This window comes from Tabrizicola sp. T74 (assembly GCF_057219935.1).
This window is the reverse complement of the sequence record NZ_JBXVVT010000001.1, coordinates 813,353-838,415: the sequence shown is the minus strand read 5'-3', so window position 1 is coordinate 838,415 and position 25,063 is coordinate 813,353. Positions and strand designations below refer to the sequence as shown.

Annotated in this window: 25 protein-coding genes and 1 tRNA gene; 9 read left to right on the top strand and 17 right to left on the bottom strand. The window is 66.5% G+C overall.

The features are described 5' to 3' along the window. Positions 1–355 precede the first annotated feature (355 nt). The 8 genes from AC2EAL_RS04385 to tsaD all read right to left on the bottom strand — a co-directional run bounded on the left by AC2EAL_RS04385 (position 356) and on the right by tsaD (position 7,158). Entirely contained in the window at positions 356–1,357 is a 1,002-nt protein-coding gene (locus AC2EAL_RS04385) for a 4-hydroxyproline epimerase (RefSeq protein WP_484722944.1), read from the bottom strand. A 1-nt stretch (position 1,358) separates the two neighbouring features. Further along, a complete protein-coding gene (locus AC2EAL_RS04380; RefSeq protein ID WP_484722943.1) occupies positions 1,359–2,588 on the bottom strand; it encodes an NAD(P)/FAD-dependent oxidoreductase in 1,230 nt (409 codons plus the stop codon). A gap of 1 nt (position 2,589) precedes the next feature. Continuing rightward, positions 2,590–3,549: a dihydrodipicolinate synthase family protein gene (locus tag AC2EAL_RS04375; RefSeq protein ID WP_484722942.1), complete on the bottom strand. Its 960-nt coding sequence runs from the start codon at positions 3,547–3,549 to the stop codon at positions 2,590–2,592. 82 nt (positions 3,550–3,631) lie between these two features. Beyond that, a complete protein-coding gene (locus tag AC2EAL_RS04370; RefSeq protein ID WP_484722941.1) occupies positions 3,632–4,333 on the bottom strand; it encodes a GntR family transcriptional regulator in 702 nt (233 codons plus the stop codon). An 89-nt stretch (positions 4,334–4,422) separates the two neighbouring features. Next, complete coding sequence (locus tag AC2EAL_RS04365; protein ID WP_484722940.1) at positions 4,423–4,842, bottom strand: EVE domain-containing protein; 420 nt, start codon at positions 4,840–4,842, stop codon at positions 4,423–4,425. Then, positions 4,839–5,111 (bottom strand): YciI family protein, encoded by a 273-nt coding sequence (locus AC2EAL_RS04360; protein ID WP_484722939.1) that lies wholly within the window; start codon positions 5,109–5,111, stop codon positions 4,839–4,841. The genes AC2EAL_RS04365 and AC2EAL_RS04360 overlap by 4 nt, the downstream gene beginning before the upstream one ends. Before the next feature lie 2 nt (positions 5,112–5,113). Further along, on the bottom strand, positions 5,114–6,070 hold the full coding sequence (locus AC2EAL_RS04355) for an NAD(P)H-dependent glycerol-3-phosphate dehydrogenase (protein WP_484722938.1): 957 nt from the start codon (positions 6,068–6,070) through the stop codon (positions 5,114–5,116). Further along, positions 6,067–7,158, bottom strand: a complete 1,092-nt coding sequence (gene tsaD, locus AC2EAL_RS04350) for a tRNA (adenosine(37)-N6)-threonylcarbamoyltransferase complex transferase subunit TsaD (RefSeq protein WP_484722937.1) — start codon at positions 7,156–7,158, stop codon at positions 6,067–6,069. Before tsaD ends, AC2EAL_RS04355 begins: the two co-directional genes overlap by 4 nt. 45 nt (positions 7,159–7,203) lie before the next feature. Between tsaD and AC2EAL_RS04345 the strand changes: the two genes are divergently transcribed. The 4 genes from AC2EAL_RS04345 (at position 7,204) to AC2EAL_RS04330 (ending at position 10,723) form a co-directional block, all read left to right on the top strand. After that, entirely contained in the window at positions 7,204–7,956 is a 753-nt protein-coding gene (locus AC2EAL_RS04345) for a uroporphyrinogen-III synthase (protein ID WP_484722936.1), read from the top strand. Positions 7,957–8,010: 54 nt separating this feature from the next. Next, a complete protein-coding gene (locus tag AC2EAL_RS04340; RefSeq protein ID WP_484722935.1) occupies positions 8,011–9,150 on the top strand; it encodes a COG4223 family protein in 1,140 nt (379 codons plus the stop codon). After that, positions 9,150–10,598, top strand: a complete 1,449-nt coding sequence (locus tag AC2EAL_RS04335; protein WP_484723400.1) for a heme biosynthesis HemY N-terminal domain-containing protein — start codon at positions 9,150–9,152, stop codon at positions 10,596–10,598. The genes AC2EAL_RS04340 and AC2EAL_RS04335 overlap by 1 nt, the downstream gene beginning before the upstream one ends. A gap of 49 nt (positions 10,599–10,647) precedes the next feature. Then, positions 10,648–10,723: transfer RNA gene (locus tag AC2EAL_RS04330), tRNA-Thr, on the top strand. Positions 10,724–10,792: 69 nt separating this feature from the next. Here AC2EAL_RS04330 and AC2EAL_RS04325 read toward each other — a convergent pair. From AC2EAL_RS04325 to AC2EAL_RS04310, 4 genes are all read right to left on the bottom strand, one after another. Continuing rightward, complete coding sequence (locus tag AC2EAL_RS04325) at positions 10,793–13,291, bottom strand: DEAD/DEAH box helicase (RefSeq protein WP_484722934.1); 2,499 nt, start codon at positions 13,289–13,291, stop codon at positions 10,793–10,795. Positions 13,292–13,436: 145 nt separating this feature from the next. Further along, complete coding sequence (locus AC2EAL_RS04320) at positions 13,437–14,213, bottom strand: 3'(2'),5'-bisphosphate nucleotidase CysQ (protein ID WP_484722933.1); 777 nt, start codon at positions 14,211–14,213, stop codon at positions 13,437–13,439. After that, the gene (locus AC2EAL_RS04315) at positions 14,200–15,543 is read right to left on the bottom strand and encodes a TldD/PmbA family protein (RefSeq protein ID WP_484722932.1); all 1,344 of its coding nucleotides are present in this window, start codon (positions 15,541–15,543) and stop codon (positions 14,200–14,202) included. The genes AC2EAL_RS04320 and AC2EAL_RS04315 overlap by 14 nt, the downstream gene beginning before the upstream one ends. 60 nt (positions 15,544–15,603) lie before the next feature. Beyond that, positions 15,604–17,112: a DUF2125 domain-containing protein gene (locus AC2EAL_RS04310; protein WP_484722931.1), complete on the bottom strand. Its 1,509-nt coding sequence runs from the start codon at positions 17,110–17,112 to the stop codon at positions 15,604–15,606. A 106-nt stretch (positions 17,113–17,218) separates the two neighbouring features. Here AC2EAL_RS04310 and AC2EAL_RS04305 point away from each other — a divergent pair, with 106 nt between their 5' ends. Genes AC2EAL_RS04305 through AC2EAL_RS04290 form a run of 4 tightly spaced genes read left to right on the top strand, consistent with a single transcriptional unit; the run spans position 17,219 to position 21,214 of the window. Further along, complete coding sequence (locus AC2EAL_RS04305; protein ID WP_484722930.1) at positions 17,219–17,836, top strand: enoyl-CoA hydratase/isomerase family protein; 618 nt, start codon at positions 17,219–17,221, stop codon at positions 17,834–17,836. Continuing rightward, a complete protein-coding gene (gene speB, locus AC2EAL_RS04300; RefSeq protein WP_484722929.1) occupies positions 17,833–18,777 on the top strand; it encodes an agmatinase in 945 nt (314 codons plus the stop codon). The genes AC2EAL_RS04305 and speB overlap by 4 nt, the downstream gene beginning before the upstream one ends. 3 nt (positions 18,778–18,780) lie before the next feature. Beyond that, positions 18,781–20,070, top strand: coding sequence for a mechanosensitive ion channel family protein (locus AC2EAL_RS04295; protein ID WP_484722928.1), 1,290 nt, complete (start codon positions 18,781–18,783; stop codon positions 20,068–20,070). Beyond that, positions 20,057–21,214, top strand: coding sequence for a TIGR03862 family flavoprotein (locus AC2EAL_RS04290; protein ID WP_484722927.1), 1,158 nt, complete (start codon positions 20,057–20,059; stop codon positions 21,212–21,214). The genes AC2EAL_RS04295 and AC2EAL_RS04290 overlap by 14 nt, the downstream gene beginning before the upstream one ends. On the opposite strand, the gene AC2EAL_RS04285 is transcribed toward AC2EAL_RS04290, so the two are convergent. From AC2EAL_RS04285 to AC2EAL_RS04270, 4 genes are all read right to left on the bottom strand, one after another. After that, on the bottom strand, positions 21,211–21,657 hold the full coding sequence (locus AC2EAL_RS04285) for a hypothetical protein (RefSeq protein WP_484722926.1): 447 nt from the start codon (positions 21,655–21,657) through the stop codon (positions 21,211–21,213). The genes AC2EAL_RS04290 and AC2EAL_RS04285 overlap by 4 nt on opposite strands. Beyond that, a complete protein-coding gene (locus tag AC2EAL_RS04280; protein ID WP_484722925.1) occupies positions 21,658–22,185 on the bottom strand; it encodes a hypothetical protein in 528 nt (175 codons plus the stop codon). Continuing rightward, the gene (gene pheS / locus AC2EAL_RS04275; protein ID WP_484723399.1) at positions 22,178–23,251 is read right to left on the bottom strand and encodes a phenylalanine--tRNA ligase subunit alpha; all 1,074 of its coding nucleotides are present in this window, start codon (positions 23,249–23,251) and stop codon (positions 22,178–22,180) included. Before pheS ends, AC2EAL_RS04280 begins: the two co-directional genes overlap by 8 nt. 72 nt (positions 23,252–23,323) lie before the next feature. Continuing rightward, entirely contained in the window at positions 23,324–23,749 is a 426-nt protein-coding gene (locus AC2EAL_RS04270) for a VOC family protein (protein ID WP_484722924.1), read from the bottom strand. 62 nt (positions 23,750–23,811) lie between these two features. Here AC2EAL_RS04270 and AC2EAL_RS04265 point away from each other — a divergent pair, with 62 nt between their 5' ends. Next, positions 23,812–24,381, top strand: coding sequence for a TetR/AcrR family transcriptional regulator (locus AC2EAL_RS04265; RefSeq protein ID WP_484722923.1), 570 nt, complete (start codon positions 23,812–23,814; stop codon positions 24,379–24,381). Here AC2EAL_RS04265 and AC2EAL_RS04260 read toward each other — a convergent pair. Next, positions 24,378–25,043 carry a class I SAM-dependent methyltransferase gene (locus AC2EAL_RS04260; protein ID WP_484722922.1) on the bottom strand — a complete coding sequence of 222 codons (666 nt, stop codon included), beginning with the start codon at positions 25,041–25,043 and terminating at the stop codon, positions 24,378–24,380. The two genes, AC2EAL_RS04265 and AC2EAL_RS04260, sit on opposite strands and share 4 nt — an antisense overlap. Positions 25,044–25,063: the final 20 nt, after the last annotated feature.

Below are 25,063 nucleotides of genomic sequence, written 5' to 3'. Positions count from 1 at the left end.
ATCACCCAACCTCAACCACACCACCTCACCCTATCACACCGCACCCAGCCCACCCCCTCCGAAACCCCATACCATTTCATGTCCCCAAATATCCCCGCCGGAGGCATCCCCCGCCCACCCCAGGCGCTCCCCCCACAAACCCAGCGCACCAGAAGCCCCAAGCGCCTCCCCTTCCCCAACGTGGGGAGGGGCCGGGGGTGGGGGGCACCCGGCCAGCCCCGATTCGCGACGGATGGTTAACGACCCCCCGTACATACGCGCGTATGCATGGGGCGTAGACGCGATGTAGACGCAAAGAAGACGCCGTATCTACAGCCAACCCCTTGATCTAACACACCGAACGCCGCACCCGGCGTCACTTCACCACGAACCCATGCGCAAACGGATCGCGGTCGTCGATGAAGATCGTATTGATCCCCGTCTGCCGCGCCCAACCGGCGATGGATGGCACAATCGCCTCCCTCCCGGCAACGGTGACAGAAGCCTCGACCCGCCCCTTGAAGATCGAGCCGATGATGCTCTCGTGGTGGAACTCGTCCCCCACGGCCAGCTTCCCCTTCGCCGCCAGCTGCGCCATCCGCGCCGAGGTCCCCGTCCCGCAGGGGCTGCGGTCAATCGCCTTTTCCCCATAAAACACGGCGTTACGCGCGTGCGCCCCCGGCACCGTCGGCTTGCCCGTCCACAGGATATGGCTCAGCCCCCGGATCTGCGGATGCTCGGGATGCACGAACTCATACTTCGCATTCAGCGCGGCCCGCAGCTTCGGCGACCACCCCACCAGCTCCCCCGCCGTGTGGTCCGCCATGTCGCGGAAGGCCTTCTGCGGCTCGACGATGGCATAGAAGTTCCCGCCATAGGCCACGTCCACCACGACCTCGCCCAGACCCTCGACCTCTGCCGTAAGGCCTTCTGCATAAAGGAAACCCGGCACGTTCGTCAGCCGCACTTCCTCGACAAACCGCCCGTCCTGTATATACGAAACCTCGACCCGCCCAGCCGGAGCATCCACCGCCAGCCGCCCCGGTTCGCGCGGAGCAATCAGCCCGTTCTCCAGCCCCATCGTCACCGTCCCGATCAGCCCATGCCCACACATCGGCAGACAGCCGGAGGTCTCGATGAACAGCACCCCCACGTCGCAATCCGCCCGGGTCGGCGGGTAAAGGATCGACCCCGACATCATGTCATGCCCCCGCGGCTCGAACATCAGCCCGGTCCGGATCCAATCGTAATCCTTCAGGAAATGCGCCCGACGTTCCAGCATCGTCGCCCCTTCCAGCCGGGGCCCGCCGCCCGAGACCAGCCGCACCGGATTGCCGCAGGTGTGCCCGTCGAGGCAGGAAAACGTATATACGGCCATGTCAGAACCTTTGCGGGGAGAACGGGGTAAGGTTGATCGCAGGCGGCGCATCGGTCAACAGGTCCGCCACCAGCCGGGCGGTCCCGGCGCTTTGCGTCAGGCCCAGGTGGCCATGGCCGAAAGCATATACAACGTGCGGCGACGTCCGGGAACGCCCGATGGCCGGCAGACTGTCCGGCAGCGACGGTCGGAACCCCATCCACTGCCTCCCGCCCTCGGTCTTCAGTCCCGGGAGAAAAGCCTTTGCCTTCCGCAACATGGCCTCGGACCTCTTGTAGTTTGGAGGCAGCGACAGCCCGCCCAACTCCACCGCGCCCCCCACTCGGATACCAGTAGAAAGGCGCGAGATGACAAAGCCATGCCCGCCGAAAGTGATCTGACAGCGCAGGTCCAGCGCGTCGGGCGGCAGGGTCGTGTTGTAGCCGCGTTCCGTTTCCAGCGGGATGCGCTCTCCCAGCGTCGCCGCGATGCGGTGTGAGAAGGCCCCGGCGGCAAGCACGACCTTGTCGGCCACCAGCGGCGCTCCAGTGGTCTGTATGGACACACGTCCATCCTGAGGATTCAGGCCCAGGACCTCCGCCCGCAAGATCGTACCGCCTTGCGCCACGAAGCGGTCGGCCAAGGCCTGTACATACAGCTTAGGATCAGCGATGGACCACCATCCGGGGGTGAAGGTCCCTTTGATGAACCGCGGCGAAAGACCGGGCTGCAGCGTCGCCATCTCCTCCGGCCCCATATGCCGGAACTCGATCCCATGCGCCGTCCGCGCCTCCCACCCGGGCAGTGACGCCTGGAACTCCGCCTCGCTCTCATAGACCTGCAGATTGCCATCCTTGCGTAGCATCGGAAGCGTCCCAGTTGCCGCCAGAGACGGCTCTAACTCGGCCCGGGACAGGTCCATCAGCGCCGTCTGCGCGGTGGTGGAGGCCGCAACGGCCCGGGGCGAGCAGGCCCGCCAGAATCGGTATAGCCACGGCGTGATCTGCAGCGCATAGGCGGGCGGGATCGTCAGCGGGCCGAGCGGGTCCAAAAGCCACTTCGGCGCCTTCTGCAGGATGCCGGGGGACGCAAGCGGCAGGATGTCGGTAAAGGCAAAGGCCCCGGCGTTCCCAGCCGAGGCGCCCGCCGCCGGACCCTCACGGTCTACAACCGTAACCGACAACCCGCGCGCCTGCGCCATCAGGGCCGCAGATAGGCCGATGACCCCGGCCCCGATGACGGTGACCTTCATGTCAGGCGGCGTACTTGCGCGCCTCTGGCTGCTTGGCCCAATCGGCATACCAGGCGTCGAACATCTTCAGCTGCGCCTCGATGAAGCCCTTCTGGCTGGCCGACAGCTCATCACCTTCGTTGAAGTGGTGTAGATACGCCCGTTCACCGCGCAGGACCATCATGTGCTTGAAGAACAGCACCAGGTCCGGACCGGCATCGACTTCGGACAGGACCTGCATCGCCTGGTCCAGCTCATAGGCTAGCTGCCGGGCCCGCGCATCGCCTTTCTGCGCGGCCTTGCATAGGGACACCAGATGCAGCACCTCACGCGGCAACACGTTGCCAATCCCGGTGATCGCGCCGCCGGCGTTGCAGTTGACGTAGCCGTGGTAGACCGCTGTATCTACACCGATCATCAGCCGCAGGTCGGGCGAGGCCCCGGTGATCGCGTTCGCGGCATAGGACAGGTCGTCATAGCCGCCGAATTCCTTGAAGCCGACCAGGTTCGGATGTTCAGCCCGGATCTGGAAGAACAGGTCGGCCTTGGTCGAATAGCCGTAGTAGGGGCTGTTGTAGATCACCGCCGGCAGGGTCGGGGCTGCCGAGAGCACCGCCTTGAAGTGCAGCCGCTGCGCCGCGACCACCGTCCCCCGCGACAACAGGCGCGGGATCACCATCAACCCATGCGCGCCGACCTTCTGGGCATGGTCGGCGATGGCCGCAGAGGTCGCCGTGTTTACAGCCCCCGTGCCGACCACGACCTTGATCCCCGCCTTCACCAGCCGCTCCACCCCCTCCATCCGCTGTTCGGTGGTCAGCAGCGGCCAGTCGCCCATCGACCCGCAATAGACCACCGCCGACATGCCCAGCCCGACCAGCTCTTTCGCCTTGGCGACCAGAGTGTCAAAGTCGGGCGTCCGGTCCGGCTTGCAGGGCGTCATCAGGGCCGGGATCGTGCCCGAGAAGATATCCGATTTCATGTTGCCATCCTCCATCCGCGGGCCGAATCCGCTGCGTTCAAGGTTCAGGATACGTCTTGCATTTTATTTGTCGACAAGAATCTCACAGCTTCGGGTCCTGCCGCAGGTCCCGCGCCATCATCTGCTGGATTTGCTGGATGATTTTGTCGGCGTGGTCCTTCGCCAGCCGGTCACAGGCCTCGACATCCCGCGCGGCGATGGCGGCGATGATCGCTTCGTGCTCCTGTATATACGGGTGCGGCAGCTGCGGCTCGAACGTCGGGTAATAGTACAGCCGCACGATCCGCCGCCCCTCGTCCAAGAGCCGAGAAAACAGCTGCAGGTAATAGGGGTTGCGGCCCGCCTCGGCGATCGCGACATGGAAATCCCGGTTCAGCCGGATCATCGCCGCCGTGTTCCCGGACAGCACCGCCCGGGCAAAGGCATCTTGCTGCTTGCGGATCGCATCCAGGTCGCCCGCATCATGGAACTGCGCCGCCAGCCGGGTGGTCATCCGGTACATCAGCGTCAACGCGTCGAAGAAGTGGTGCAGGTTCGGAAAGTCGATCTGGCTGACCACGGTCGACCGGTTCGGCAGCAGCGTCACCAGACCTTCCGCCGCCAGCCGCACCAGCGCCTCGCGGATCGGCGTGCGCGACATCGCCAGGCGGTCGGCCAGACCCACCTCGTCGATCGGAGTCCCCGGCGGCAGGACCAGGTCCAGGATCTCGTCCCGCAGCGTGTCATACACGTACCGCGCGCCGGTACCGCGCTTGCGTTCTTGCTGATCTTCGCTGTCGGTCATCTGTGAGGCGGATTCTCTATGGCATTGATATAGCGGCAGTATATCTTCTGTATGTACAGACGTATCTACCTGAAGTAGATACGCACAACTCAGGGGTCAACGCCGCCCAGACGGCAGATGATCGCCCATTCCTCCTCCGACACGGGCTGCACCGATAGGCGCGTGTTGTTGACCAGCACCATCTTCTCCAGGCCCGGGGTTACTTTGCACTCCTCAAGGCTGATCGCCCGCTGCAATGGCTTCACCGCCTTGATCCAGACGCAGTCCCAGCGCGGATCGTCCGTCGTGCTGTCCGGGCTGCTTTCCCGACAGACCTCAACAATTCCAACGATCTCCTTGCCGACGTTCGAGTGGTAAAAGAACCCCCGGTCGCCGACCTTCATCGCCCGCATGTTGTTGCGCGCCTGATAATTGCGCACCCCATGCCATTCCTCGCCAATATCACCCTTGGCGACCTGATGCTCCCAGCCCCAGACGTCGGGCTCGGACTTGAACAGCCAATAGGTCATCCGATCACCCGCTTCCATTCCTGCACCATGACCGACTGGAACAGCCCGGCCTTCGCGTAAGGGTCGCCAGCAGCCCAGGCATCCGCCTCGGCCTTCGAGCCGACGTTCAGGATCAGCAGGCTGCCGCACATCTGCCCGGCCGCGTCGATGAAGGGGCCCGCCTGCTCGACCACCCCGGTCTCCTGTATATACGCCAAATGCGCCGCCCGGTTGTCGGTGCGGGTCTGCAGGGCGTTCGGTTTGTCGATACAGATCAGGGCATAGCGCATGGTCATTCCTGTTTCAGCGGCCGGCTCATCAGCTGGCCCATGGCATCTTTCAACGCGATCCGGCCACTGGCAAGGGCATCCACCATCGCCGTGATCGGCATGTCCACCCCAAGGCTCGCCGCCAGCTGCAGCACGGCCCGGGCGGTCGCAACCCCTTCCACGGTGATGCTGGGGTCAAACCTGGTCCCCTGTCCCAGCGCCGCGCCAAAGCGGAAGTTGCGCGATTGAGTCGAGGTGCAGGTCAGCACCAGATCTCCCAGGCCCGACAGTCCCGCCAGCGTCTCGGGCCGGGCACCCACAGCCGTGGCCAGCCGCACCATCTCGGCATAGCCCCGCGTCATCAACGCCGCACGGGCACTGTCGCCCAGCCCGGCGCCGATCACCGCCCCAGCGGCGATGGCGACCACGTTCTTCAGCGCGCCGCCCACTTCCGCCCCAATGATGTCGTCCGTCCGGTACAGGCGCAGGGTCGGGGTCGACAACAGGTCCTGCAGCGAGGCCCCGTCCCCCGTCGCCGCCAGCGTCAGCGCCGTCGGCAGCCCCTTCGCGATGTCCACGGCAAAGCTCGGCCCGGTCAGCATCGCAGCCGCCGTCCCGGGCCGCCGGTCCCGGATCAACGCCACGGGACCGCGGAGCGTGGTCAGGTCCACCCCCTTGCAGCAGGCAACCAGCGGCTGATCGGTCCCAAGCTGCGGAAAGCGGTCCAGCACGCCCCCCAGCGTCTGCATCGGAACCGTCAGCAGCACCGCCTTGCACCCGGCAAGATCAGCGATTTCGGCGTGAATAGAGACTGTTTCCGGCAGCCCGATCCCCGGCAGCGCCTTTTCGTTGCGGCGGCTTGCCTGCATCTGCCGTACCGCCTCGGCGTCGCGCGCCCAGAGCCGCACGGACCGTCCGGCCTGCCCAAGCGTGACCGCCAGCGCCGTCCCGAAGGCCCCCGCGCCAAGGATGCCGATCATGCCTTGGCCCCCTTCTTGCCGGACCCGAGCAGCGCCGGCGCAGCCTCGTCCAGCGGCCAGCGTGGTCGGGCGACGAAGTCGGGCGAGGCTTCCAGCCCGGCCCGCAGCCGCTCGATCCCCGCCCAGGCGATCATCGCCGCATTGTCGGTGCACAGCCGCAGCGGAGGCGCAACGAAGGGCAGGCCCGCATGGGCCGAAACAGTCTCTAACATGGCCCGAATGGCCTTGTTTGCCGCAACGCCCCCCGCCACGGCCAGCGCAGTGGGTCGCTGATCCGCAACCGCCTGGATCGCCCGCGCCGTCTTGGTCGCCAGCACCTCGGCCACCGCAAGCTGGAACCCGGCACACAGATCGCGGCGGTCCTGCACGGTGATTCCGCCCTGTTCCGCCACCAACGCATCCCGCGCCCGCAACAAGGCCGTTTTGAGGCCCGAAAAGGACATGTCGCAGCCCTCGCGGTCCAACAGCGGCCGTGGAAACCGGAACCGCATCGGATCGCCCAGCGCCGCCTCAGCCTCGACCGACGGCCCCCCAGGCTGCGGCAGGCCCAGAAGCTTGGCCGTCTTGTCGAACGCCTCGCCCGGCGCATCGTCGATCGTGCCGCCCAGCCGCTGGAACCTGTCGGCACCCTTGACCAGCAGGAACTGGCAATGCCCGCCCGACACCAATAGCATCAGGTAGGGAAAGGCGGTCCCATCGGTCAGCCTCGGGGTCAGCGCATGGCCCGCCAGGTGGTTCACCGCCACCAGCGGCAGGCTCCGCGCCGCCGCAAGCCCCCGCGCCAACATCACCCCGGACAGCACGCCTCCGATCAGCCCCGGCCCCGCCGTCACCGCAATCCCGTCGATCCGGTCCAGCCCCAATCCGGCCTTTTCCAGCGCCGCCTCGACCACGCCATCCAGCCGTTCCGCATGGGCGCGGGCCGCGATTTCCGGCACCACGCCGCCGAACGCCTCGTGCAGCGCGGTCTGGCCCAGCACTTCCGACGCCAGGATCTCTGGCGCCCCCGACCCCGGTGCGCGCACCACGGCAGCCGCGGTGTCATCGCAGCTCGTCTCGATGCCAAGCAGGGTAAGCGTCCGGTCCATGGCCCGCCGTTGCGTCAGGGGTCCCCGGCAGGTAACACCGTGGGCATGGCGAGACAATCCGCAGCTTTGCCCGATCCCCGCCAGCCCGTCCCGGTGCTGCTGACCCGGCCCCAGGCCCAGGCCGAGTCCTTCGCGCGCCAGCTGACCCAGCGCCTCGGGCCGCGCGTCCGCCCCGTCATCGCACCGCTGATGGCGCCCGAATATCTGTCGCCCCCCCTCCCCGAGGGCCCCTTTGCCGCCGCCGTCTTCACCTCGGCGCATGGCGTGGAAGGCGCGCTTCGGCTGGGGATCAGACTGCCCCCGCTGGCCTATTGCGTCGGCCGCTCCACCGCCGCCGCAGCCCGTGCGGCAGGACTTGAGACACGGTCCGCCGACGGCAACGCCAGGGACCTCCTGGCCACCATCCTGAACGACCGCCCGAATGGTAGATTATTGTACATACGCGGCGTAGATACATCAGGAGACATCGCCAAAGACTTGAATTCCAACGATATTCCGACACTATCTTTACAAGTGTATTTACAGAAACCGATACCCTTTTCAGGCGAGTCCCTTGAGCTTTTGCGCCGGTCCACCCCGATCATCCTGCCGCTCTTCTCGCCCCGCAGCGCCCTGATCTTCTGCGACGCCATGCCCCCCGACACCCGCGCCGACTTGCGGCTCGTCGCGATGAGCAGCGCCGTTGCCCAGGCTGCAGCCGCCATTCCCCACAGCGCCCTGACAGTCGCGGCGCGCCCCGACAGCGCTGCAATGCTCGACAGTGTCGAAAGCTTGCTTGCCCATCGCCCTCTGCCTTGAACCCCCGCACCGCCAGTGCTTAGGTTGGGGCAGGGGATGACAAAGAGCTGCACCATGACCAGACGCAAGGGATCCCAGCCAGGCATCACCGAATCGGAAGCACCCGACGTGACTGCATCGGTCGCCCCGGAGCCGTTTGTCGAACCCGTGCCGCCCGAACCCGCTGCCGCTCCCGAGCCTATTCCCGAACCACCGCCACCCCCGGCACCACCACCTCCGCCGCCGCGGCAATCGGGTTTCTTCGCTCCGCTTCTGGGCGGCGCTCTGGCGGGCGTCGCAGGCTTTGCTCTGGCACATTTCAACGTGCTCGGCCTTTCCGCCCCCGATGCCTCAGCCGAGGTCGCCGCGCTTGAGGCACGGATTGCCGACCTCGAATCCCGCCAGACCGTCGCGCTGGACGAGATCACCGGAAACCTCTCCGCCACCACCGCGCGCCTTTCGGACCTTGAGGCCCGCCCCACCCCCGAAGCGCCCGACCTCTCCCGCCTCGACGACCTCGCAGCCCGCCTGGCCGCCATCGAGGCGATGCCCGCCGACGGCACCGGCACCAACGCCGCCCTGACCGCAAAGCTGGCCGAGCTCGAACGTCGCCTGTCCGCGATGCCGACCACGTCCACCTCTCCCGAACTGCAGCAACAACTCGACGCCGCCCTTGCCCGCCTAGATGCCGCCGAGGCCGCCGCGACCGACCGCGCGGCAGAGGCCGAACAGGCCGCCGCTGCCGCCGCCCGCGCCCAGGCGCTCGACGCCCTCTCCGCCGCAGTCACCGAAGGCCGCCCCTTCACCGCCGAACTGCAGGCCCTGGCCGACTCTGCGCTGTCGACCGCCCTTGACCCCCTCGCCGCCACCGGCGCACCGACTCTCGCCAGCCTGCAAGCCGCCTTCCCCGATTCCGCCCGCGAAGCCCTCCGCCTCTCGCGTGAGATCAGCCAGGAGGACGGCTGGACCGACCGCCTCGTCGACTTCCTTGCCGCGCAGACTGGCGCGCGCTCTGTCACCCCACGCGAAGGCACCACCCCCGATGCCATCCTGTCCCGCGCCGAATTCGCCGTCTCCGAGGGCCGCGTCGCCGACGCCCTGTCCGAACTCGACACGTTGGACCCCGCGCTGAAACCCCCGCTTGACCCCTGGATCGCCCAGGCCCAGACCCACCTCGCTGCCGCCGCAGCCCTTGCCGCTGCCCGGGGGGAATGATGCTCTGGTCACTGACAAAGGTCGTCCTCTTCGTCGTCCTGATCGCCGCGCTGGCCCTGGCCGCCGGAATGCTGTCGGAAACCGGTCAGACGATGCAGGTCCGGGTCGCCGGCTGGGAATTCACCCTCGGCCCGGTTCAGGCCGTCGTCCTCGCCTTGCTGACCGTGATTGCGGTCTGGCTGCTGCTGAAAGTCCTCGGCCTCCTCGGCGCGACCTTCCGCTTCCTGAACGGCGACGAAACCGCGATCTCGCGCTATTTCGACCGCAACCGCGAACGCAAGGGCTACAAGGCCCTGTCCGAGGGTCTGATGGCCCTGGCGTCCGGCGAACCCCGCCTTGCCTTGACCCGCGCGCAGACAGCTGAGCGTTTGCTCGGAAAACCGGAACTGACCACGCTCCTCGTCGCCCAGGCCGCCGAAGCCGCCGGTGACCGCAAGCGCGCGAGCGAGGCCTACAAGACCCTTTTGCAGGACGACACCACCCGCTTTGTCGGCGTCCGTGGCCTTCTGCACCAGAAACTCGCCGAGGGCGACCGCGAAGTGGCGCTGAAGCTTGCCGAAAAGGCCTTTGAACTCCGCCCCAAGCACGCCGAAACCCAGGACATCCTGCTGAAATTGCAGTCGGACGCGGGGGATTGGTCCGGCGCCCGTGCCACCCTTGGTGCCAAGCTGCGGGCCGGCAGCCTGCCCAAGGACGTCTACCGTCGCCGCGATGCGGTCCTTGCGCTGCAGCAGGCCCGGACCGTGATGGACGACGACGCCAGCATCGAGGCGCGCGAGGCCGCGATCGAGGCGAACAAGCTTTCGCCCGACCTGATCCCCGCCGCCGCCATGGCCGCCCGCGGCTACATCGCCAAGGGCGACAAGAAGAACGCGACCCGCGTGTTGAAGAAGGCCTGGGAAGTCCTGCCCCACCCCGACCTCGCCGCCGCTTTCGCCGAGATCGAGCCGAATGAGTCCCCGCAGGACCGCCTGAAGCGCTTCCGCACCCTGACGAATGCCCGGCCCGACAACGACGAAAGCCGGATGCTGTTGGCCGAGCTTCTGCTGGCCACCGAGGACTTTCCGGGTGCCCGCCGCGCGCTGGACGATGTCGCTACCCGCGCTCCAACCCAGCGTTCATTGGCGATTCTGGCGGCAATTGCGCGTGGCGAGGGGGCTGAAGATTCCATCGTACGCGATTTGATCGCACGCGCCATCGCCGCCCCGCGCGGTCCGCAATGGGTTTGCGACAAGTGCCACGCGATCCACGAAAGCTGGCAGCCGGTCTGTGACAACTGCGGCAGTTTCGACACCCTGTCCTGGACCACCCCACCCGCCACCGCCGCCGCCTCGCCCGTCCTGGCCGAGTTGCTGCCCCTGATGGAGGCCCGGCCGCAGCCGGAACCGGAGCCCGAACCCGAGGTCCCCCAGCTCCCCCTGGACGAGATCGCCCGCCGCGCAAATTAGGGCTACACACTGCGGATGGGCGATGCTAATAGCCCGCCCACGGAAGAATGCCGGTGTAGCTCAGCTGGTAGAGCACGTCATTCGTAATGATGGGGTCGGGGGTTCGAGTCCCTTCACCGGCACCATTCTTCCAAAACAAAGGCCGCCGGTCCCTGTGGGTCCGGCGGCCTTGTTGTTTCCCGGCCTGCTTGCGGTTAGCGCTTCGGCCCTTTCGGCGGCACGAACCGCTTGGACGTATCCCGCGCATCTGCCTTGGGCTTCGCCGGACGGTCCGAACCACCCGCGCGATCGAACGGCTTCTTGGTCCCGAAGCTCTTGCCGCCCGGCTTGACAGCCCCGTCGCGCTTCACATAAGGCCGCGCGTCATCGCCCTTGGGCGCGTAGGTCTTCTTCGGGCGGTCGCCATCTTCCCGGGGCCGGAACCCCTCGCCCTTCGGCGCATAGGGCTTTTTCGGACGATCTCCGTCCTCGCGCGGCTTGTACTCCCCCCTCGGCTTGTAGCCTTCGGATTTCCCCGCATAGGGCTTCCGTGCCGGACGGTCCCCCTCCGCGCGCGGAGCGTATTCGCCGCGCGGCTTGTAGCCTTCGGTCTTGCTGGCATAGGGCTTGCGCGCCGGACGCTCGCCTTCCGCCGGGGCAGCACCTTCCCCACGCGGAGGGTAGTTTTCCGGTTTGCCCTTGTAGCCGCCTCCCTCGCTGGCATGGCTCTTGTAACCCGCAGCCCGTCCCGGACGATCCGCCGACCCGCCGTGGCTCTTGAACCCGGCCGAGCGCGGGGCCGCCTTCTGGTCGGGCGACCAGCGCGGTTTGCGCGGAGCCTCTTCGGTCGTCTCGGCACGCGGCGCACGCTCTTCGTAGGGCTTCCGCGCCGGGCGCTCACTCCGCTCCGGCCGCGCCTCGGACGGGGTCACCCGCGGACGCGGCTCATACTTCGGCTTCGGCGTGTACTCCGCCCGCGGAGCCTCGGCCTCGCCCTCCTCTTCGACCACACGCGGCGGCTTCGGCGTGTAGGCCGGTTTCTCTGCCCGGGCAGGACGCTCGGTGCGCTCGGCCCGTTCCGGACGCGCCGGTCGCTCGAACTTCGGCTTGTCGAAACGCGGACGGTCGAAATCCGGCTCGCCCTCGATCCGCTCCATCAGCAGACCCTTGTCGAGGTCGATCTGCGTCCGGAACTTGTCCGCCACACCCTCGGCAATCTGGACGAAGGTCTCCTCCTCGCGCACCCGGATCGCGCCGATGGAATCCTTCGCAATCGACCCCGCATCGCAGATCTTCGGCAACAGCCACCGCGCCTCGGCCCGACCCGCCCGGCCCACATTGATCCGGAACCAGACCGAAGGCCCGAACTCCCCCCGTTCCCGCGGGGCCGAGGGCGCAGGCATCGGATTGTCAGTCGAAAGCACCTCGGGCGCCGACCGCCCCTCGCGCCACAACCGCACGAAAGCCGCCGCCAGTGCCTCGGGTCCGAACTGCTCCAGCAATTCGCCAGCAATCCCGGCCTCTTCCCCCAAGGGGGCCGTCAGCGCCGGATGCTCCAGAATCCGCAGGTCATCCTTCGCCTGCACGTCATCCGCACCAGGGGCCGAGCCCCATTCGGCGGTGACCTTCGCGCCCGACAACAGCCGCTGCGCCTTCTTGAACTCCGCCGGAGTCACGATCAGCGCCGAAACGCCCTTCTTCCCCGCGCGACCGGTCCGGCCCGACCGGTGCAGCAGAGTTTCCGAATTCGACGGCAGATCGGCATGGATCACCAGCTCCAACCCCGGCAGGTCGATGCCCCGCGCGGCAACGTCGGTGGCGATGCAGACCCGCGCCCGCCCGTCCCGCAGCGCCTGCAGCGCGTGCGTCCGCTCCTGCTGCGACAGCTCGCCCGACAGCGCGACGACCTGGAACCCCCGGTTCCCCATCCGCGCCAGCAGGTGGTTCACGTTCACCCGCGTCTTGCAGAAGACGATGGCCGTCCGCGCGTCGTAGTACCGAAGCACGTTGAAAATCGCATGCTCCCGGTCCCGCACCGCCACCGAGAAAGCCTTGTATTCAATGTCGACGTGCTGCTTCGCCTCGCCCTGCGCGACGATCCGCAGCGCGTCCTTCTGGAACTCACCGGCCAGCTTCTCGATTTCCTTCGGAACGGTGGCCGAGAACATCAGCGTCCGCCGATCCTCAGGCGCCGCCGCCAGGATGAACTCCAGGTCCTCGGCGAAGCCCAGGTCCAGCATCTCATCCGCTTCGTCCAGCACCACCGCGCGGAGGCCCGACAGGTCCAAGGACCCCCGCTCGATATGGTCGCGCAACCGCCCCGGGGTCCCCACGACGATATGGGCGCCCCGTTCCAGCGCCCGGCGTTCGGTCCGGTAGTCCATCCCGCCCACACAGGTGGCCAGCTTGGCCTGAGCGCCCGCGTACAGCCACTCCAGCTCCCGCGCGACCTGCAGCGCCAGCTCACGCGTCGGCGCAATGGCCAGAGCAATCGGCTTGTCGGCGAACAAAAGCACGTCCTGCCCGCCCAACACCTCGGGCGCGATGGCCAACCCGAAGGCCACCGTTTTGCCCGACCCGGTCTGCGCCGAAACCAGCAGGTCGCGCCCCGCGACACCCTCCGCTAGCACGGCGTCCTGCACCGAAGTCAGCGCTTCATAGCCCTTGAGAGCCAAAGCCTGCGCCAGCGGCGCGGCCACGTGTTCAATCGTCATCGATGTTTTTCCAAAGGGGGCGCAGCTATTCGCCCATCAAAGCCAAACGGCCCCTGTCCCTTCGGGTCGCGGGCCTCCTCGCCCGCAGTCGTAGGAATCTCGACCGTGGGGCGCACCTATCCCAGATCGGGCGGCCTGTATAGGCCTAACCCCGTAGCCGAGCCAAAGCCTCGGCATGGGGACCCGGCGGCAGCGCCAGCACGCCCTTAGCCTGAGCGCCTGGGCTGTTGAACCGCAGCGCCGCCCCCGTCTGGTCCGTCACCACAGCCCCGGCCCGCTCGGCGATCAGTGCCCCCGCCGCGATGTCCCACTCCCAGGCGTCGCGCAGGGTCAGCATCCCGTCGAACCGACCCTCCGCCGCCAGGCACATCCGGTAGGCCAGCGAGGCGCGGAAATTGCGGACGATCTCCGGCAACCCACCCGGCCATTTCTCCGGCACGAGATTGGCCTTTGTGGTCAGGATGTTGGCCCCGACCAGCCGGTCCCGCCCACTGGCCCGGATGACCTGACCGTCCAGCATCGGGGCCGAAGTCTCGGAGGCCGTGTATATACGATCAATCGCCGGTAGATAGACGACCCCTGCCGTCACGCGCCCCTTGTGCGCCACCGCCAGTGAATGCGCCCAGGTTTCCTCGCCCGCGATAAAAGCGCGCGTGCCATCAATCGGGTCCACGATGAAGACCGTATCTACAGCCAGCCGGTCCACGTTGTCCGGCGTCTCCTCCGACAGCCAGCCATAGTCCGGCCGCGCGCCCAGAAGCTTCGCCTTCAGCATGTCGTTGACCGCGAGGTCCGCCTCGGATACCGGCCCATGCTCGCCGCCCTTGTCCCAGACCTTCGGATCCCGCCGCCAGAACCGCAGCGCGATCCGCCCCGCCTCGCGCGCGGCCTCGGTCAAAAGCGCCAGGTCACGCGCCGGCAAGGGTCATCCCGTCCACCAGGATCGACGGCACCCGCGTCGACAGATGCTGGCGAGCATCATTCGCCGGGACGATCCGCAACAGCATGTCGCGCAGGTTCCCCGCAATCGTGCACTCATGCACCGGATAGGCCAGTTGCCCGTTCTCCACCCAGAAGCCAGAAGCCCCGCGCGAATAATCCCCTGTCGTCGGGTTGATCGTCGACCCGATCATCGAGGTCACCAAGAGCCCCGTCCCCATCTGCTTCAACAGGTCCTCACGCCCGATAACCCCTTGCGTCAGATCAATATTCGTTGTCGACGGCGACGGCGGAGCACTCGTCCCCCGCATCGCATTCGCCGTCGAAGCCATCCCCAGCTTCCGCCCCGTCGCCAGGTCCAGCACCCAGCCGGTCAGCACCCCATCCGCCACGATCTCGCGCCGCCGGGTCGCCAGCCCCTCCCCATCGAAGGGCCGTGAGGACCCGATCCGCACCCGATGCGGGTCCTCGACCAGCGAGAGGCCCTTGGGCAGCACCTGCTTGCCCAGCAGATCCCGCGCCCAGCTTGACCCCCGCGCAATCGACGTCCCGTTGATTGCCGAGAGCAGATGCCCAACCAGCGACGCCGCCACCCGTTCGTCATAGACCACCGGATAGGTCCCGGTCTTCGGCTTCACCGATCCCACGCGCTGCAGCGTCCGCTCTGCCGCAAGCCGCCCGATCTCCTCGGCCGAGGGCATGTCGGACGCGTATATACGCCCCTCGCCCGCATAGTCCCGCTGCATCTCCGTGCCGGAACCCGTGAACGCAACCGCCGACAGGCTGGTCGAGGTCCGCCCATACCCGCCCGAAAACCCGTTCGTCGCCGCCATGTGCAGCGCCCGCTGACTGTAGCTCGCCGCCGCCTCCACCTGGGTGATCCCCTTGGTCTCCAGCGCCGCCGCCTCCACCGCGCGGGCCGAGGCCTCCAGCACCGCCGCCCCCGGTTCGCCAGCCGGATCGGCCAGGTCCAAGGCCCCGACATCCCAAACAGACGCCAGCTCCGACGCCTCCGCCAGCCCCGCCGTGGCATCCTCCGGCGCCTCGCGCGCCATCGCCACGGCCCGCTCGGCCAGCGCCACAATCGTCGCGTCCGAGGTGTCCGAGGCCGACACGCAGGCCTGCCGCCGCCCGATCAGCACGCGCAGCCCGATCTCCACGTTTTCCGACCGCTCTGCCGTCTCCAGCGCACCCTTGCGGATCTCGATCGAAACCGCCGTCCCCTGCACCGCCAGCGCATCGGCACTGTCCGCCCCCGCCTTGCGCGCGGCATCCAGAAGGGCGTGGCTCAGGTCGGACAGGCTGCGGGTCATGGCTTTTCCTCTGCTCAGGTGCAGGAGGTAGTCCCGCCCGCCGCCGGGTGCAAGGCCGCCTTATTGCAGCTGCATCCCGTTCGCGAACATCCCGCCATCCCTGAACTCGACCTCCGAGACCAGCTCATCCGGTCCGGCCCCCGGCCGCGCGAACATCCCCAAGCCCATGCGGAAGCCCATCGCGTCGTCCTCGGTCAGAATGCCCAGCGCGATCAGGTTGTCGACCAGCTGGTTCACGCCCTTGATATTCACGGTGATCTTGCCGTCCGGCCGGGGCATCCCGCCAAAGGTCGCCAGGTCCGTGTTGTCAAAGGTCAGCCCACCGGCCGCCAAGACCTCGGCCCCCGCCGCCTTGGCCAGCACCTGCGTCAGGACCAGGGTATGCAGCTCTCCCGGAGGTTCCATCCCGTCCATCTGCGCTTCGGGGTCCATGATGTCCTGCGTCCAGAGCCCCGTGCCCTTCAGGTCGACGATCACACTCGCCGGTTCCCGCGACAGCGATCCCGCCGGATCGAACAGGCCCCAGACGTCTTCCGACACGGTGAAATCCACCAGCTTGGTCAGGAAGCGGAAGTCCTGCGGCGTGTCGGACTTGGTCACCGGCATCAGCACGTTGAACCCGCTTTCGGCAAAGGCGACCTCGACCTGCGGGAACGGGATCTCGGCCCCCGACATCACCAGCTTGCCGCCGTTCAGCGACGTACCGTAATCCAGCCGCACCTTGTCCATCGCCACGTTGAACCCGCCACCCGTGGCCGTCATCACGATCTTGGTGGGCCCGCTCGCTTCGGTGATATCGGCATCCACCGACATCGCGCCGAAGGTCATGGAGCTGTCCATGGTGAAGCCCGCATTCAGCGCCGCCGCCATGTTCGCCATCATCTCGGCCGGCAGGAAGTTGCCCTTCGTCACCCCGGCCAGGTCGGCAAAGCTGACCTTGACCACCCCCGTCCCGCCACCATCGTCCGCTCCGCCCGACAGGTTCAGCACCGCCGACTTCGCCGCAAAACTGGTATCGAGCCCCAGCGTCCCGCCCGTCTTGGTCATCTTGTAGCTGCCGGTCACCTCGGTCATCGCCAGGTCGCCCGTGGTGTCCAGCACCTTCCCCGTCTCGTCCGTGACCTCGTCCAGCGTCATGGCCATCTGAGGCGCGCTGAAGTCATAGCTCGTCTCGGTCGCACTGCCCCCGGCAATCACCTTCGCCCCCGGCTGGCTTATCGTCAGCTTCAGCGACCCCGGCCCGTCCTCCTGCGCCGGGAAGGCCATCTCCAGCGGATAGCTGTCCGGCATCGTCACCGTGACCGTCCCGTCGCCATTGTCGGTGAACACCAGCTTGTCAAACGTGACCGAGGTGCTGCCCCCCATCTGGTCCTTGTAGGCGACGACCACATCCGTCACCTCAACCGCACTGCCGCTGTCAGCCGTGTTCCCGACCGTCATTTCCTGCCCGGCCGAGGTCATCATCGCCTGCCAGCTCGCCCAGACCTCTTGCGGGGTCACCTCGGCGCCGGCGGAAGTGGCAAGGAACACCAGTGCAAGCGCCGAGGAACAGGTAAGCTGACGGGTCATCGCATATGCCTTTCGGGTTGAAATCGCTGCCCGCAACCTTTCTATCTCGTCCTGACAGCGTCAAGGGCTTCGCTGACGCAGGTTGGGAAACACGGACGGGGACCGCATGATACGGGTCGAACACACCGGAGACTGCTGCACGATCACGCTGGCCCGGCCCGACAAGGCCAACGCCCTGACCGAAGCCATGCTGGAATCGCTTGCCGCGGCCGTCACCCAAACCACCGCCAAGGTCCTGATCCTGACCGGAGAGGGCAAGGTCTTCTCCGCCGGGGCCGACCTCGACGGCATGAAGGCGGGCCTCGGCCTCTCCCCCGCCTGGGAAGCCGCCTCTGGCGCCATCGCCGCCTTCCCCGGCCTCTCCATCGCCGCCCTGAACGGCACCCTCGCTGGTGGAGCCATGGGAGCAGCCCTCGCCTGCGACCTCCGCATCGCCGTCCCCACGGCCAATTTCTTCTACCCGGTCATGCGCCTCGGCTACCGCCCGCAACCTTCGGACCCCGGCCGCCTCGCCGCCCTGATCGGCCCAGCGCGCGCCAGGATGATCCTGCTCGCAGGCCAGAAGATCGACGCCGACACCGCCCTTTCCTGGGGCCTCATCGACCGCATCTGCGAGGCCCACACACTTATCGACACCGCCATGTCGCTGGCCGAACATGCGCTCGCCGCCGATCCGGGGCATGTTGCCGCCCTGAAACGCATGACCAACTGGGAAACGCCATGACGAACGCCTACGAAACCGGCCGCCTGAACCTGCCCTTCGTCGGCATCTCGACCTTCGGCAAGAACCCCTACCAGCCCGACTGGTCGAACATCGACGCCGACTTCGCCATCCTCGGCGCGCCCTTCGACTTCGGCACCCAATTCCGCGCCGGAGCCCGCTTCGGCCCCCGTGGCATCCGCGAGGCCTCCACCCTCTTCTCCTTCGGCCACGCCGGGGCCTATGACCACGAAGACGACGTCACTTACCTCGAAGGCGTCCGCATCCTCGACATCGGCGACGCCGACATCGTCCACACCGACACCGAAACCTCCCACGCCAACATCGAAACCGGCGTCCGCGCTATCCTCGCCGCCGGCGCCGTCCCCGTGGTGCTAGGCGGCGACCACTCCATCAACATCCCCTGCATCCGCGCCTTCGCGGGCCGCCCGCTGCACATCGTCCAGATCGACGCGCACCTCGATTTCGTCGATGTCCGCCACGGCGTCCGCCACGGCCACGGCAACCCCATGCGCCGCGCCGCCGAACAGGACCACGTCAAGGGCATCACCGCGCTTGGCATCCGCAACGTCTCCTCCACCGCCAAGGATGGGTATGAGGCCGCGCGGAAGATGGGCGACGACATCCTCTCCGTCCGCCAGATCCGCAAGCTGGGGGTCGAGGCGACCCTCGCCCGCATCCCCAAGGGCGTCGACTACTACCTGACCATCGACATCGACGGCTTCGACCCCTCCATTGCCCCCGGCACCGGCACCCCCTCGCACGGAGGCTTCCTCTACTACGAAGTCCTTGAACTGATTGACGGATTGACCAAACAGGGAAACATCATCGGCATCGACCTGGTCGAGGTTGCCCCGGACTACGACCACACCGGCACCACCGCGATCCTCGCCGCGCAGATCCTGCTGAACACCATCGGGCGCATCGCCCATAACCGGAGGTAGGCTGTGGATCGGGTCCAGGACTGGCTGCAACAGGCAACCGATACCGCAATCGGCTGGCTTAGCTCCCCCGCCGCCTTGATGCAGTTCGGCCTCCTGATTGCCGCGTATATACTGGCCAGCCTTCTCGCCCGCCGCCTGACGCCTACGCTGGAAAAGACCCTCACCCCCAAGCCCGAGGCGACCCACATCATCGCCCGCCTCCGCCGCTTCGCGCTCCTCTTCCTGCCGCTCCTCCTCCCCCTCCTCGCCTACGCCCTCACCGCCGCCGGGGAAGGCCTGACCCGCGCCACCTTCGGCAGCGGAGAAGTCATCGCCTTCGGCAAACGCGTCTTCCTCTTCCTCGCCGCGCTCGCCCTTGTCCGCCAGGTCCTGCCCCCCGGCTTCCTGAAGCTGATGGGCCGCTACGTCCTTCTCCCCGTCATGGCGCTGCACGCGCTCGGGGTCCTCGATGACGTAACCACAAGGCTCGACGCCGCCCAGGTCAACCTCGGCAACATCCAGTTCACCGCCCTGGCCCTGATCCGTGGCCTGATCGCGGGCTCCCTCCTCTTCTGGCTCGGCGGCTGGTCCAACCGCCAGTCCGCCGGCTACATCAAGGCCCAACCCGACCTCCGCCCCGCGACCCGAGAGCTTGCGATCAAGGCCTCCGAGGTCGCCATCTTCGGAGCGGCCTTCCTCCTCCTCATGTCCATCATGGGCATCGACCTCACCGCAGTCGCCGTTCTCGGCGGTGCGCTGGGCGTCGGCATCGGCCTCGGGTTGCAACAGATCGCCGCCAACTTCGTCTCCGGCATCATCCTGCTACTCGAAGGCCAGACCACCGTCGGAGACTACGTCGAACTCGACGGGGGCGAGAAGGGCACCATCGTCAAGATGACCGCCCGCGCCTGCATTCTGGAAACCTTCGACGGCAAATGGATCGTCGTCCCGAATGAGCATTTCATCACGTCCCGCGTCGTCAACTACTCCGACCAGGGCAGCGCCAACCGGTATGAGGCTTTGTTTTCAGTGTCTTACGAGACCGACATAAACATCGTGCCCGATATAATCGAAAGCGCTGTATCCAAACTCCCCTTCGTCCTGCAGTCCCCCGACGGTCCCGACTGCGAACTACGCGGCTTCGGCGAATCCTCCGTCGACTTCGCGGTCGAGTATTGGGTGGCAGGCATAGACGACGGCAAGAACAAGTACGGCTCCCCCGTCCTCTTCGCGATCTGGAACGCGCTGAAAGAGGCTGGGATCGAGATGCCATACCCCCACCGCGTCGTCGAACTGCGCAATGCCGGGGCCTGACGCCCTCGTCATCGGCGCCGGCCCCGCAGGCCTGATGGCCGCCGAGGAACTGGCGAAGGCAGGCGTGCAAACCCTTGTTGTCGAAGCCAAACCCACCGTCGCCCGCAAATTCCTGATGGCCGGGAAATCCGGCCTGAACGTCACAAAGGACGAGGGATGGGAAACCTTCGTCTCCCGCTACGATGCCCCGCAACTCCTTCCAATCCTGAAGGAATTTGGCCCGGAGCAAGTGCAAGACTGGTGCCGCGCCCTTGGCCAAGACGTATATACAGGCTCGTCCGGCCGCGTCTTCCCCGTGGCGATGAAGGCCTCCCCCCTGCTGCGAGCCTGGCTCAACCGCCTGACCTCCCAAGGCGTCGAAATCCGCACCCGCTGGCGCTGGACCGGCTTTGACGGCCCCGCCCTGACCTTCGACACCCCCAACGGCCCGCAAACCCTCAGCCCCAAAGCCACCATCCTGGCCTTGGGAGGGGCAAGCTGGTCCCGCCTCGGCTCTGACGGCGCCTGGGTCCCGTGGCTGCGCGAGAAGGGCGTCCAGATCACCGACTGGCAACCCGCCAACATGGGCTTCCGCGTCGACTGGTCCCAGCACATGACACCGTTCTTTGGCCAACCCGTGAAAGGCGTCGCGCTGATCGCAGGCCCGCACCGCGAACGCGGAGAATTCATCATATCGGCCAAAGGCTTAGAAGGCGGCGGCATCTACAGTATATACAAGTATCTACGCGACGCATATACACTCGTCCTCGACCTCCTCCCCAACCTGAGCGCCGAGGAAATCACCCGCCGCCTGTCGAAAATGAAGCCCGGCGACAGCGCCACCAACAAACTCCGCAAACTCGGCCTTGACCGCACCCAGACCGCCCTGGTGATGGAATTCGCCCGCAAAGACCCCTTTGGCCATCTCAAGCACCTGCCCATCCCCCTGCAAGGCCCGCGCCCCTTGGACGAAGCCATCAGCGTTGCCGGAGGCATCGCCTGGGACGCCCTCACCCCCGACCTGGAACTGAAAGCGCTCCCGGGAATCTTCGCCGCCGGGGAAATGCTGGATTGGGAGGCCCCAACGGGCGGCTATCTCCTCACCGCCTCCTGGGCCACGGGCCGCTGGGCCGGCCAGGCCGCCGCGCGCCGGATTCGTCTCTAACCTTGCGGAAAATGCAGTGCGTCGAACCACGGCAGCACCTGCTCCTGCAGGATTTCCACCGCCTGATCCAGGCACTCCGGCGTCTCCAGCACGTCGATGAAGGCCAGCGTCCCCGGGTCCTTCACCGGCTGCTCGAAGAAATCAGCCAAAGTCACATCCTCGCCGCCCGGCCAGTCCGGATGATCCGGCACCTCGCCTGACGGTGTCACGAACCGCAGCACGATCCGCACATCCCAGCCATAGCGGTCCCGCTGCAGATGCACTGCCGACTTCCCCGCCGCCGTCACCTTGTTCCAGGTCGTCCGGCTCAGCACAAACCCCGCCGGCCCAAGCACCCCGTCCAGCGCCGCAACGATCCGCCCCCAGGCCTCCTCCCGCCGCGCCGGAAAGGCCGGGTCATTGGCGGCAAGGTGCTTTCGAGCGGAAAGGTCCGGATCGTCCATTCACGAGCGCTCCGGCTGCTCAGGCTTTGCTTGACCTGCAGAAGACACTCCCTGGTTCTCGACTGCTTTCACCATTCCAAACTTCAAGGTCCGAACAGGATCAGAGAGGTGCTCAAGTCCCATGCTCTCCCGAAACCTATCTCGCAATGCTGTAAGGAGCGGCTCGTACGTGATCCACGTCTCTCCTCGCGCGAAAGCTTCTGCAATCTCTCTAGCCTTCAAGCGCGTCGCGCTATCAGCATAGAGGTCTATCGTGTTGAATGCCTTCTCAAGCTTAAGTTTTCGGTCGAAAGCCTCCTTGGCGTCCATACCGGGGTACTCGAGCGCGTCACAAACCGAAAGATATGCTTCCTGAAGCTTTCCAGCGACATACTCGCGCCTTCTAGCCTCCCGATCATCTCGTTTCCGATACCAGCGAGTAAGCCAAGCGCCCACTGCCCCGGCAATTATCGGGGAGACAAAAGCCCAAATTTGGGCCGCGCTGAAGCCCAAGAGCAGTGGAACTTCGTACCACGCAACTTCAGGCACTCAACCCCCCCGCCAGGTCCGGCACGTCCAGCGCGCTGAACCCATAGTGCCGCAGCCAGCGCAGGTCCGCCTCGAAGAACGCGCGCAAATCCGGGATGCCGTATTTCAGCATCGCGATCCGGTCGATGCCCATGCCAAACGCAAAGCCCTGCCACTGCGAGGGATCAACCCCCGCAGCCTGCAGCACCTTCGGATGCACCATGCCCGAGCCAAGGATCTCCATCCACTTGTCGCCTTCGCCGATCTTCAGCTGGCCGCCGACGTTGGAATAGCGGATGTCGACCTCCGCCGATGGCTCTGTGAACGGGAAATGGCTGGCGCGGAACCGCAGCTCCACCTTGTCCACCTCGAAGAAGGCCCGGCAGAACTCCTCCAGGCACCACTTCAGGTTCGCCATCGAAATCGACCGGTCAATCGCGAGCCCCTCGACCTGGTGGAACATCGGCGTATGCGTCTGGTCCATGTCCATCCGGTACACGCGCCCCGGAGCGATCACCCGGATCGGAGCCCCCTGCGCCATCATCGCCCGGATCTGCACCGGCGAGGTATGTGTCCGCAGCACATGCGGAGGCCGGTTGTCCCCCTCGGCCCGCGCCATGAAGAACGTGTCATGCTCCTGCCGCGCGGGATGCTCCGGCGGGATGTTCAATGCGTCGAAGTTGTACCAGTCGGATTCCACCTGCGGCCCCTCGGCCACGGAAAACCCCATGTCGGCAAAGATCGCCGTCAGCTCTTCCATGACCTGAGACACCGGATGCACCGTCCCGCGGGGCCGAGGCCGGCCCGGCAAAGTCACATCCAGCCATTCCGACTTCAGCCGCTCATCCAGCGCCGCATCCGACAGAGCCACCTTCCGCGCCCGCAGGGCCGCATCGATCTCATCCTTCAGCGCGTTCAGCGAAGCCCCCGCCGCCTTCCGCGCTTCGGGGTCCATCTTCCCCAGACCCGCCATCAGGCCCGAGATCTCACCCTTCTTGCCCAGCGCACCCACGCGGACCTCTTCCAGCCCGGCCTCATCCGCCGCACCGGCCACCGCCGCCAGATACTTGGCCTTGAGCGTGTCGATCCCGTCCATCGCTGGTCTCCTGCAAATCGGCTTCCCTGCTAATGGCGAAGGCCCCGCGATGCAAGATCAGGCTCAGCTCGGCAGGGCCTCGGTCACATAGAGCGCGGCGTTCTCGGCATCGGGAGCAATCGGTCGGATCAGGTCGATCAGCACGCCATCCGGTCCTTGGACGATGAAGTGTCGTTGCCCGAACACCTCATCCCGCAGGCCCAGTGCGATCTGTACACCCTCGGCCCGAAGCCGCTCATGCTGCGCATCCACATCCTCGATCTCGAAGTTCAACAGCATCGCGCCTGTCTTGCCGCGCCCCTCCTTGGGGATCGTCTCATGGTCCTTCGTCACCAGCCCCAGATTCACCGACGTGTCCTCGACCGACTGAAGATGCACATACCAATCCGCCTGATACAGCGGCTGGAACCGGAAATGCCGGATGTAGAACTCCGCCGCCTGCGCCACGTCCGACGAAAGAAGCACGGGATAGTAGCTCGTCACCTTCATGGATTTTCCTTTCCTGCAAAGTTCGATACACTGTGTACGTAAATAACATACAGGCTGTATGTATGCAAGAAGCCACCCGCCGCTCCCAGAAAGACCGCAGCGACACCATGCGCGCCGCCTTGATCGCGGCAGGCAGGAAACTGTTCGTCGACAAGGGCTTCGCCGCCACCGGCACCCCCGAAATCGTCGCCGCTGCCGGGGTCACGCGCGGCGCGCTTTACCACCACTTCGCCGACAAAGAGGCGCTCTTCGCCACCGTCATCCGCGCCGAGGCTGAAGCCGTCGCCACTCTGATCGAATCAAGCGGCTCCCCCGGCCTGACGCCAGCCGAAGCCCTGATCCAGGGCGGCGAGGCCTTCCTGGCAGCCATGCGCCAGCCAGGCCGCGCGCGCCTGATGCTGGTAGAGGCCCCAGCTGTCTTGTCCCCGGACATCCTTGCCGACATTGACGCCACCACTGGCGGCCGCACTCTGGAAGAGGGTCTGCGCGCGGTCGGCATGGCAGAGCCAGGGCCTACGGCGGCCCTTCTTTCCGCCGCCTACGACCGCGCCGCGCTGGCCATCGAACGGGGCGACCTGCCCGGGCCGTGGCATGCCGCGCTGCGACGACTGGTCTCTGGGGTCCTGCCCTAAAAGATCGACCGCCGCCCCCGGACCTCCAGAATGCGACGCGACCGGCCCACCTGACCGTTCTGGACACTGATCGAGACCGGAGGCTCCTTCACCCGCTTTTCGATCACCACCATGCTGTCAAAGAACCGGATGCCACCGATCTCCCGCGCCAAAGGGTGCAGCGGAAACCCGGCGTCGTCCTCGGTGTACCAGGAGTGCATCTGGTCGATCAGGTCCTTGGCGAATTCGATGAAGCTTGCCGGTTCGCGCAGGCCCCCGCCGAAACCCGGCCAGTAACTGGTGTGGACATCTTCGACGATATACAGCCCCCGATCCTTCAGGCGCGGCCACAGATGCCGGAAACTGGTGATCTGCTGGTGCATCTTGTGCCCGCCGTCATCGACGATCAGCTCGAACGGCCCATAGGCCTGGCCTAGCCGCTCCAGAAACACCGGGTCCGCCTGATCGCCGATCTCGACCGTCGTCCCCGGCAAGGCCAGGTCCCGGCAGGCCGGGTCGATGTCGCAGAACACCAGGCGTGAGCCCGCCCCCAGGAACCCTTGCCACATCGGCAGCGAGCCCCCCTTGTAGATCCCGATCTCCAGGAACGACACGTCGCGGCCCTGCCATCCGGCCAGGATCTCGTCATACAGCTCCAGGTAATGCTCCATCTTGATCAGCATCCTGTCGCCGCTTTGCGCAG

Coding starts and splice junctions, on each gene's coding strand:
- AC2EAL_RS04375 (WP_484722942.1), bottom strand. CDS start 3,549: ATGAAATCGGATATCTTCTCGGGCACGATCCCGGCCCTGATGACGCCC.
- AC2EAL_RS04385 (WP_484722944.1), bottom strand. CDS start 1,357: ATGGCCGTATATACGTTTTCCTGCCTCGACGGGCACACCTGCGGCAAT.
- speB (WP_484722929.1), top strand. CDS start 17,833: ATGACGAACGCCTACGAAACCGGCCGCCTGAACCTGCCCTTCGTCGGC.
- AC2EAL_RS04365 (WP_484722940.1), bottom strand. CDS start 4,842: ATGACCTATTGGCTGTTCAAGTCCGAGCCCGACGTCTGGGGCTGGGAG.
- AC2EAL_RS04260 (WP_484722922.1), bottom strand. CDS start 25,043: ATGCTGATCAAGATGGAGCATTACCTGGAGCTGTATGACGAGATCCTG.
- AC2EAL_RS04340 (WP_484722935.1), top strand. CDS start 8,011: ATGACCAGACGCAAGGGATCCCAGCCAGGCATCACCGAATCGGAAGCA.
- tsaD (WP_484722937.1), bottom strand. CDS start 7,158: ATGGACCGGACGCTTACCCTGCTTGGCATCGAGACGAGCTGCGATGAC.
- AC2EAL_RS04285 (WP_484722926.1), bottom strand. CDS start 21,657: ATGGACGATCCGGACCTTTCCGCTCGAAAGCACCTTGCCGCCAATGAC.
- AC2EAL_RS04345 (WP_484722936.1), top strand. CDS start 7,204: ATGGCGAGACAATCCGCAGCTTTGCCCGATCCCCGCCAGCCCGTCCCG.
- AC2EAL_RS04315 (WP_484722932.1), bottom strand. CDS start 15,543: ATGACCCGCAGCCTGTCCGACCTGAGCCACGCCCTTCTGGATGCCGCG.
- AC2EAL_RS04265 (WP_484722923.1), top strand. CDS start 23,812: ATGCAAGAAGCCACCCGCCGCTCCCAGAAAGACCGCAGCGACACCATG.
- AC2EAL_RS04310 (WP_484722931.1), bottom strand. CDS start 17,112: ATGACCCGTCAGCTTACCTGTTCCTCGGCGCTTGCACTGGTGTTCCTT.
- AC2EAL_RS04380 (WP_484722943.1), bottom strand. CDS start 2,588: ATGAAGGTCACCGTCATCGGGGCCGGGGTCATCGGCCTATCTGCGGCC.
- AC2EAL_RS04290 (WP_484722927.1), top strand. CDS start 20,057: ATGCCGGGGCCTGACGCCCTCGTCATCGGCGCCGGCCCCGCAGGCCTG.
- AC2EAL_RS04305 (WP_484722930.1), top strand. CDS start 17,219: ATGATACGGGTCGAACACACCGGAGACTGCTGCACGATCACGCTGGCC.
- AC2EAL_RS04335 (WP_484723400.1), top strand. CDS start 9,150: ATGCTCTGGTCACTGACAAAGGTCGTCCTCTTCGTCGTCCTGATCGCC.
- AC2EAL_RS04270 (WP_484722924.1), bottom strand. CDS start 23,749: ATGAAGGTGACGAGCTACTATCCCGTGCTTCTTTCGTCGGACGTGGCG.
- AC2EAL_RS04360 (WP_484722939.1), bottom strand. CDS start 5,111: ATGCGCTATGCCCTGATCTGTATCGACAAACCGAACGCCCTGCAGACC.
- AC2EAL_RS04355 (WP_484722938.1), bottom strand. CDS start 6,070: ATGATCGGCATCCTTGGCGCGGGGGCCTTCGGGACGGCGCTGGCGGTC.
- AC2EAL_RS04325 (WP_484722934.1), bottom strand. CDS start 13,291: ATGACGATTGAACACGTGGCCGCGCCGCTGGCGCAGGCTTTGGCTCTC.
- AC2EAL_RS04370 (WP_484722941.1), bottom strand. CDS start 4,333: ATGACCGACAGCGAAGATCAGCAAGAACGCAAGCGCGGTACCGGCGCG.